Source organism: Priestia veravalensis, assembly GCF_001457055.1.
Classification (GTDB): Bacteria; Bacillota; Bacilli; order Bacillales; family Bacillaceae_H; genus Priestia; species Priestia flexa.
In genome coordinates this window covers 1-7,699 of the sequence record NZ_KQ758731.1, presented here as the reverse complement: position 1 = coordinate 7,699, position 7,699 = coordinate 1, and the positions used below count along the sequence as shown (strand labels likewise).

Here is a 7,699-nt window from a genome sequence, read left to right as displayed (position 1 = left end):
GATCTTTGAGAAGCGCTTCAATTTTTCTTCCTGAAAAAACTGACTGTGTGTAGGCACATAAAATGATTTTCATCATCATGCGTGGATGGTAAGCAGGACACCCCGTTTTCTGTAAGAAGCCGGCAAAGGCTTCATCTGGAATATGTTCAACGAGATGGTGAACGGCGAAGGCAATATCATTTTCTTGTAATTTTATTTCTAAATCTAAAGGCAAAACCACTTGATTCATGTTATAATCTTTAAACATAAGGACCCTTCTTTCCGATAAGATTTTGTATGGTAACTTTATTTTATCAGAAGTGGTCCTTATTTTAATGTAAAAATAAACAAAGCCGGTGACATTTTACTCGTCGTAAAATTTCACCGGCTTTTTCGGTTCAGAGGAGGGTTTTGTCCCAGCCTCTTTTTTTGTTATTCAGAAGAAATTCCAACGGCTTCTTCATATTGTTGTCTATGTTTCAACATTTTACGATAGGAAATGCGAGAAATAATAATGCTAATTTCATAAAGGATGAATAAAGGAATTGTAACCATTAGGTGTGATAACAATTCTGGAGGTGTAATAAAAGCCGCTATGACTAATAACACAAAATAAGCGTACTTCCGGATACTGCTTAAGAACTGTGGCGTCACAATACCTAGTCTTGTTAAAAACATAATGACAACGGGTAATTGAAACAATAGACCAAATGGTAGCGTAAGCTGAAATAAAAATGAAAAATATTCATTGATACCAATAACTTGGTTAACATCTAGCTTATCCGCTATTCGAATCATAAACTCTACTACAAAAGGAAAGAGAACAAAGTAAGCAAACGAAATACCAGTAAGAAATAGGATAATTGAAATTGGAATGTATCCAAGAGTTACTTTTCGCTCTTTATCATACAAGCCTGGACTTATAAATGCCCATAATTGATAGAGCGCAATAGGAGCAGAAACAACACATCCAATTACAAACGCAAACTGCATATAAATCTTAACCGGATCGGTCAATTTAAATGCGTTCATTGTTAGCGAGCTTGCCTCGTCTGCTGATTGTAGATAAATAATAACGCGATCCGCTAAGAAAAAACCGCCAATTGTAGCAATAAAAAAGAAAAAGACGACGATTAAAATCCTTTTTCGCAGTTCACCAATGTGATCATATACAGACATTTCTTGTTCGTTCATATGTCAATCATTCCTCTATTGATTTCGTTCTTTCTTCTTGCCCTCGTCTTCGTTATCTTCCATTATTCCTTTAGTGGCACTTTTAAACTCCCTTAACGTGTGGCCTACAGCTCGACCAAGCTCGGGAAGCTTCTTTGGTCCAAAAACTAAAAGTGCAAAAATTACAATTAAAATCACACTACCTGCACTTAATCCCATGGTTTCCCCTCCTTTATTACATATATATTCTATTATATATTATTTTCAGGGTAATTTTTCAAAAAGTAAACCAGCGACTGAAGCTCTACGGCTAAATCAATGTGATGCAGACGAATAGAGCTTGGCACATTTAAACGGGCAGGGGTAAAATTTAAAATACCTTTGATTCCGCATTTGACTAAGCGGTCCGTAATTTGCTGTGCCACTGTAGCTGGAACTGTTAGGATCGCAACAGAAATATCTTCTGTCATATGTTCTTCAAGCTTATCTAAATGATAAACGGGTACGTCTCCAACGTGAGTGCCCACCTTTTCTTCAATAACATCAAAAGCAAATTCAATTTTTGTATTGTTATTCTTAATGAAATTGTAGTTTAAAAAAGCTGTTCCAAGATTACCAACACCAATCAGAGCAACTCTGGTTACTTCATCTTGATCTAATGTTTTGCGAAAAAAACTTAGTAAATAATTGACGTTATAGCCATATCCCTTTTTACCCAAGGCTCCAAAATAGGAAAAATCGCGACGAATTGTAGCGGAGTCTACTTTCACCGCTTCGCTTAATTCTGCTGACGATACACGTTGCTTACCAGAAGCATGTAGATTTTTAATAAAACGATAGTATAGCGGCAACCGCTTTGCTGTAGCTTGTGGTATTTTTAAGTTTTCTGTATTCATCTTGTGCCCCCTTAATTACGATAGATATAATGGCTATCGTTCAGATCTCCGCTTGACTTAGCAAGATTCTCTTTTTAAATTAGATAGCGCTTCCATTAAGTGAACCTTCTATTCACTCATGAACAGTAGTCTATAGTTTATTTTAACACAGTCTATGTGGTAATAATGAATTCTACACATAATTTTGTGGAAATGCTTATGACATGCACCTATTCATACTTCTGTCTTAAAAATATGTTAAAATACACTATGTCGAAATGAGTAGAGGTGAAACGATGATTATTCTACAGTTAAACGGAATTACGAAATATTACGGGGCAGACCCGATTTTATCAAATATAAAACTTGAAGTTCAATCTAAAGACCGCATTGCACTAGTTGGTCGAAACGGAGCGGGAAAATCAACGCTTCTAAAAATTATTTCTGGTGAACTTTCCTACGACAGTGGAGAGATTATGAAGCCAAAAGAAACAACGATTGACTACATGGGACAGGATACAGTGTTAGAATCCACTTTATCTATTTGGGACGAAATGTTAACCGTCTTCAAGCCATTGCAAAAAATGGAGAAAGAACTAAGAAAGCTTGAAGAAAAAATGGGAGACCCTTCTTATCAGCAGGATTCCAACAACTATGAAAAGCTTTTAAAGGAATACGATCAGCTTCAAATTTCCTTTAAAGATCTAGGCGGATACCAATACGAAGCTGACATTCGTTCAATCCTGCACGGGTTTCGCTTTTCAAACTTTGATTACTCCACCCCTATTTCTACACTAAGCGGTGGGCAAAAAACACGACTGGCTCTAGCTAAGCTGTTATTAACTAAACCTGATTTGCTAATTTTAGATGAGCCTACCAACCATCTTGACATTGAAACATTGGCTTGGTTAGAGCAATTTTTACAAAATTACGATGGCGCTATCCTAATTGTCTCCCATGATCGCTACTTCCTTGATAAAGTGGTTACACAAGTCTATGAAGTAAGTCAAAAAACCACCTATAAATATCCTGGTAACTACTCAAATTATTTAACACAAAAAGCCGAACGCTATGAGCGTGAGATGAAGCAATTTGAAAAACAGCAGGATGAAGTAGCAAAGCTTAATGATTTCATTCAAAAAAATATTGCTAGGGCTTCAACAACAAAGCGAGCTCAAAGCAGACGTAAACAGTTAGAACGCATGGAGCTAATGGATCGGCCAAACGATGGTGAAAAAGGTGCAAGCTTTTCCTTTGATATTGAACGGCAAAGCGGAAATGAAGTATTAAAAGTTGACAACCTTTCCATTGGATATGAAGAAAATCAGTTTATTGTAAAAAACATTAACCTTCGTGCTACTCGTCAAGATAGCATTGCCCTAGTAGGTCCAAACGGGATTGGTAAATCTACTCTGTTAAAAGGCTTAATGAATAAACTTCCTTTTGTTTCAGGAGAAATCCAATTCGGTTCTAATGTAGCAGTAGGCTATTATGATCAAGAACAGGCAAACTTGACGTCTAACAAAGCCGTACTCAATGAATTATGGGACGACTACCCTACTACTACTGAAAAAGAAATTCGAACTGTGCTCGGTAATTTTTTATTTTCAGGCGACGATGTCTTAAAGGTTGTTTCCACACTAAGCGGTGGAGAAAAAGCAAGACTCGCTTTAGCAAAACTGATGATGCAAAAAGCAAACTTTTTAATTCTAGATGAGCCTACTAACCACCTTGATCTAGATAGTAAACAAGTATTGGAGAATGCATTAATCTCTTATCCAGGTACACTTTTATTTGTTTCCCATGACCGTTACTTTATCAACAGAGTTACCAACAAGGTTATCGAATTGTCTCCAGAGGGAACAACAGAGTTTTTAGGGGACTATGACTACTACGTTGAGAAAAAAGCAGAAATGGAAGAAAGAAAAGAGCTTGAAGCAGCAAATATGGCTCAGGAACTATCTGTAGGGAAAAGTGACAAAGCGTCATATATACAAGATAAGGAACAAAAAAAGCTTCTAAGGCAGCGAAAAAGAAGAATTGAAGAGATTGAAGAACGAATTGCTGAAGTGGAAGCAAAATTAGAGCAAAATGAAGAGCTTTTATGCGACCCAGTAATTTACCAAGATCATGAAAAATCTCAGCTTTTAAACAATGAGAACCAAACTTTTCAACAAGAGTTATCCACATTAATGGAAGAGTGGGAAGAACTTCAGCTAAGTATTGAGGAAAGCTAACAGTTTATACACAAAAGAAGCCCATACACCTTTTGGTGATGGGCTTTAATATATGCATTATCCACAGTTAATTCTAAATTGATTGAAAATTGTGGATAACCACTATATTATCCACAATCCTCTATTCTAGCACTAACCCAGGATTCGCATTTAATGCCATGGTCGCTCTTCTATCTTTACGATATAAAACGCTGGCTGCTGCTCCAATCATAGCAGCATTATCCGTACATAAAGAGAGTGGTGGAATAACTAACTCTACATTAGAGTACTTTTCGAATCGTTGCTGTAGAGCCTCTCGTAACCCTTTATTTGCGGCTACCCCACCGGCTAACAGCAGTTGATTTACGTTATATTCTTGAACAGCTTTTTCTGTTTTTGTTACCAAAACATCAACTACGCTAGCTTGAAAACTAGCTGCTAATGTTTGTGGATTAATATCTTCACCTTTTTGTTTCGCGTTATGCACAGTGTTGATAACTGCTGATTTTAAACCACTAAAACTAAAATCATATGAGCCATCTTCCAACCAGGCACGCGGTAGATCAATTAAGGGTTCACCCTCTTGAGCTAGACGATCGATATGAGGACCGCCTGGATATGGTAACTGTAGCGTACGTGCTACTTTATCGTATGCTTCACCAGCTGCATCATCTCTTGTTTCACCAATGACTTCAAAACGAACGTGCTCTTTCATGTAGACAAGTTCTGTATGTCCACCCGAAACAACTAATGCTAGTAACGGAAATTTTAATGGCGTAATAAGTTGATTCGCATAAATATGTCCCGCAATATGATGTACAGGAATTAAAGGCTTCTGATGAGCAAAAGCTAACGCCTTAGCTGCGTTGACACCAATTAATAATGCTCCTACTAATCCTGGTCCTTCTGTTACCGCAATTGCATCAATATCATCAAATGTCATATTGGATTGATGTAGAGCTTCTTCTACAACTATTGTGATTTGCTCAACATGATGCCGTGAAGCAATCTCAGGTACAACTCCCCCAAAGCGTTTATGGCTTTCAATTTTGCAACAATTTCTGTACCACCTCGAATAATCGCAACAGCCGTTTCATCACAGCTTGTTTCTATTGCTAATATTACTTCATTTTCTTTTGTCATAATTTCACCCACATAACTAATGCATCTTCATTGTTATCAGAATAATAATTTTTTCGTATGCCGCCAGCCTCAAAGCCTAGCTTTTTATACAATGACTGTGCAATATGATTTGATGTTCTTACTTCAAGCGTCATTGAAAGTGCCCCTAGCTGTTGCACAACATTCATCGCAGCTTTAAGCAAAGCATATCCTAACCCTTTTCCTCTATACTTAGGAAGTATAGCAATATTGGTAATATGCGCTTCATCAATTACAATCCAAGTTCCACAATATCCAATAATTTGCTCCTCTATTTCCATTACAAGGTAGGTAGAAAATTGATTGGCCGTTAATTCGTTATAGAAGGCCTCTTTGCTCCAAGGTGTTGCAAATGCCTGTTTTTCAATTTCAACAACTTGATCAATATCTTCAACTTTCATTAGACGAAATTTCAATGTCATAGTCATTTTCTCACTCATTTTTCGCTTCTTGTGCTTTTAACCAGTTTGCTTCTGCCTCAGCTAACCTAATGTAATTAGGCACAAAAGCATGAACTGGAGTTGCTTCTTTTTGCATACCTAAAAAAGCTAATTCACTTGGACGAGGATTGTATTGTGAAACGGATGCAAAGAGTGCTTGTTCTCCTAATACGCTAGTTAATATTTCTTTATGCGCTTCAATATCATTCCCAATAAATAAAATAGACTCATTGTATTCTTTCAATTTTCCAGCCCATTGTTCATTAATAACAAGCTGATCTTTCTCTTCATTACGTAGTTCCTGTCCATTATCAAAACGATATAACCCTGTGAAAATTTGTTGTCTACGCGCATCAAATAACGGGGAGATAAGTCCGTTAAAGTAACGGCCGTTAGCAGCTACAATCTCAAGGCTAGACACTCCAACTAAAGGAATGTTAAGCGTCCACGCAAGTGTTTTAGCCACGGTTACACCAATGCGGACACCAGTATAAGAACCAGGCCCTTCTGCTACTACAATTTTATCTAATTCTTTTGGTAATGTATCACAATCCGCCAGCAACGATTCAATAGCCTTCATCAAGCGAATAGAATGATTCTTTTTCAGATTTGTAATTACTTCTCCAATTACTTTATTCTCTTCAACCAATGCGACGCCCATTACGAAATTTGACGTATCAATTGCTAATGTTTTCATAGTTAAAAAGCTCCTTACATAGGTCAATATATCTTGCGCCTTTGGCTTTACAAACAAGCTTACGTGTTTTAGGCGTATCATGATAAATATTAATTTGAACAAATTCCTTTGGTAACTGCTCTTCAATTAAGTGAGCCCACTCAACAACGGTAACACCATCACCTTCAAAGTATTCATCAAAGCCTAGATCTTCAAATTCATCCCCTAGACGATATACATCCATGTGATAGAGGGGTAATCTTCCATCTTTATATTCCTTAATAATAGTAAATGTAGGGCTGTTTACGTTCCTTTTAATTTCAAGACCTTTTGCTAATGCTTTGGTAAAAGTTGTCTTACCAGCTCCTAAGTCTCCTTCTAATAACAAAACATCACCTTGAGCTAGCAGCGAAGCAAGACGGTTGGCTAGCTTTTGTGTATCTTCAATAGAAGCGGATTGGATGACAAACTCTTCTAATGGTTTCATTTTTCGAATCCTCACTTTGCTCTCTCTAAATCAATTTATACCTCTATTGTATACGCAGTTCTCTACTCATATCCAGCATATACATACAAAAAAGTCCCTAGGAACAGTCCTAAGGATCATAATTTTAATATAAAAAAAAGACGAAACCTTTTGTTTCGTTTAGATGGCGGTCCCGACGGGAATCGAACCCGCGATCTCCTGCGTGACAGGCAGGCATGTTAACCGCTACACCACGGGACCATTTGGTTGCGGGGACAGGATTTGAACCTGCGACCTTCGGGTTATGAGCCCGACGAGCTACCAGACTGCTCCACCCCGCGATAATATAAAATCTGGCAACGTCCTACTCTCACAGGGACAAAGTCCCAACTACCATCGGCGCTAGAGAACTTAACTTCCGTGTTCGGCATGGGAACGGGTGTGACCTCTCTGCTATCGTCACCAGACATGATTTGAGATTATTCTCTCAAAACTAGATAACATTTTGCTGAGTACTTCGTGTACTATCGTTTTGGTTAAGTCCTCGATCGATTAGTATCAGTCAGCTACACACGTCGCCGTGCTTCCACCTCTGACCTATCAACCTGATCATCTTTCAGGGATCTTACTAGCTTGCGCTATGGGAAATCTCATCTTGAGGGGGGCTTCATGCTTAGATGCTTTCAGCACTTATCCCGTCCACACATAGCTAC

The 7,699-nt window shown here is 37.8% G+C and carries 8 protein-coding genes, 2 tRNA genes, 2 rRNA genes and 1 pseudogene; 1 reads left to right on the top strand and 12 read right to left on the bottom strand.

All coding sequences use genetic code 11. The features are described 5' to 3' along the window. From AS180_RS20575 to AS180_RS20560, 4 genes are all read right to left on the bottom strand, one after another. The coding region (locus tag AS180_RS20575; RefSeq protein WP_139109258.1) for a transposase at positions 1-247 on the bottom strand (247 nt) is incomplete at its 3' end. A 164-nt stretch (positions 248-411) separates the two neighbouring features. Beyond that, complete coding sequence (gene tatC, locus AS180_RS20570) at positions 412-1,173, bottom strand: twin-arginine translocase subunit TatC (RefSeq protein ID WP_025909997.1); 762 nt, start codon at positions 1,171-1,173, stop codon at positions 412-414. Positions 1,174-1,188: 15 nt separating this feature from the next. Continuing rightward, positions 1,189-1,371 (bottom strand): twin-arginine translocase TatA/TatE family subunit, encoded by a 183-nt coding sequence (locus AS180_RS20565; RefSeq protein WP_062687432.1) that lies wholly within the window; start codon positions 1,369-1,371, stop codon positions 1,189-1,191. Between the two features lie 32 nt (positions 1,372-1,403). Next, entirely contained in the window at positions 1,404-2,048 is a 645-nt protein-coding gene (locus tag AS180_RS20560) for a redox-sensing transcriptional repressor Rex (protein ID WP_025909999.1), read from the bottom strand. Positions 2,049-2,323: 275 nt separating this feature from the next. Here AS180_RS20560 and AS180_RS20555 point away from each other — a divergent pair, with 275 nt between their 5' ends. Further along, positions 2,324-4,264 carry an ABC-F family ATP-binding cassette domain-containing protein gene (locus AS180_RS20555; protein WP_062687431.1) on the top strand — a complete coding sequence of 647 codons (1,941 nt, stop codon included), beginning with the start codon at positions 2,324-2,326 and terminating at the stop codon, positions 4,262-4,264. A gap of 121 nt (positions 4,265-4,385) precedes the next feature. Here the strand turns inward: AS180_RS20555 and tsaD are convergent. The 8 genes and pseudogenes from tsaD to AS180_RS20515 all read right to left on the bottom strand — a co-directional run. Beyond that, positions 4,386-5,386 (bottom strand): annotated as a pseudogene (gene tsaD, locus AS180_RS20550) (tRNA (adenosine(37)-N6)-threonylcarbamoyltransferase complex transferase subunit TsaD). Beyond that, positions 5,383-5,832, bottom strand: a complete 450-nt coding sequence (gene rimI / locus AS180_RS20545; RefSeq protein ID WP_062687433.1) for a ribosomal protein S18-alanine N-acetyltransferase — start codon at positions 5,830-5,832, stop codon at positions 5,383-5,385. The pseudogene tsaD and the gene rimI overlap by 4 nt, the downstream one beginning before the upstream one ends. A 4-nt stretch (positions 5,833-5,836) precedes the next feature. Beyond that, complete coding sequence (tsaB, locus tag AS180_RS20540) at positions 5,837-6,541, bottom strand: tRNA (adenosine(37)-N6)-threonylcarbamoyltransferase complex dimerization subunit type 1 TsaB (RefSeq protein WP_025910003.1); 705 nt, start codon at positions 6,539-6,541, stop codon at positions 5,837-5,839. Continuing rightward, on the bottom strand, positions 6,522-7,007 hold the full coding sequence (gene tsaE, locus AS180_RS20535) for a tRNA (adenosine(37)-N6)-threonylcarbamoyltransferase complex ATPase subunit type 1 TsaE (protein WP_061786698.1): 486 nt from the start codon (positions 7,005-7,007) through the stop codon (positions 6,522-6,524). The genes tsaB and tsaE overlap by 20 nt, the downstream gene beginning before the upstream one ends. Before the next feature lie 164 nt (positions 7,008-7,171). Beyond that, positions 7,172-7,247: transfer RNA gene (locus AS180_RS20530), tRNA-Asp, on the bottom strand. Positions 7,248-7,250: 3 nt separating this feature from the next. Continuing rightward, positions 7,251-7,327 (bottom strand) — tRNA-Met (locus AS180_RS20525). A 10-nt stretch (positions 7,328-7,337) separates the two neighbouring features. Next, positions 7,338-7,453, bottom strand: a 5S ribosomal RNA gene (gene rrf / locus AS180_RS20520). Positions 7,454-7,518: 65 nt separating this feature from the next. Continuing rightward, a 23S ribosomal RNA gene (locus tag AS180_RS20515) occupies positions 7,519-7,699 on the bottom strand; the annotation flags it as partial.

Coding starts and splice junctions, on each gene's coding strand:
- tatC (WP_025909997.1), bottom strand. CDS start 1,173: ATGAACGAACAAGAAATGTCTGTATATGATCACATTGGTGAACTGCGA.
- AS180_RS20565 (WP_062687432.1), bottom strand. CDS start 1,371: ATGGGATTAAGTGCAGGTAGTGTGATTTTAATTGTAATTTTTGCACTT.
- AS180_RS20560 (WP_025909999.1), bottom strand. CDS start 2,048: ATGAATACAGAAAACTTAAAAATACCACAAGCTACAGCAAAGCGGTTG.
- AS180_RS20555 (WP_062687431.1), top strand. CDS start 2,324: ATGATTATTCTACAGTTAAACGGAATTACGAAATATTACGGGGCAGAC.
- rimI (WP_062687433.1), bottom strand. CDS start 5,832: ATGACTATGACATTGAAATTTCGTCTAATGAAAGTTGAAGATATTGAT.
- tsaB (WP_025910003.1), bottom strand. CDS start 6,541: ATGAAAACATTAGCAATTGATACGTCAAATTTCGTAATGGGCGTCGCA.
- tsaE (WP_061786698.1), bottom strand. CDS start 7,007: ATGAAACCATTAGAAGAGTTTGTCATCCAATCCGCTTCTATTGAAGAT.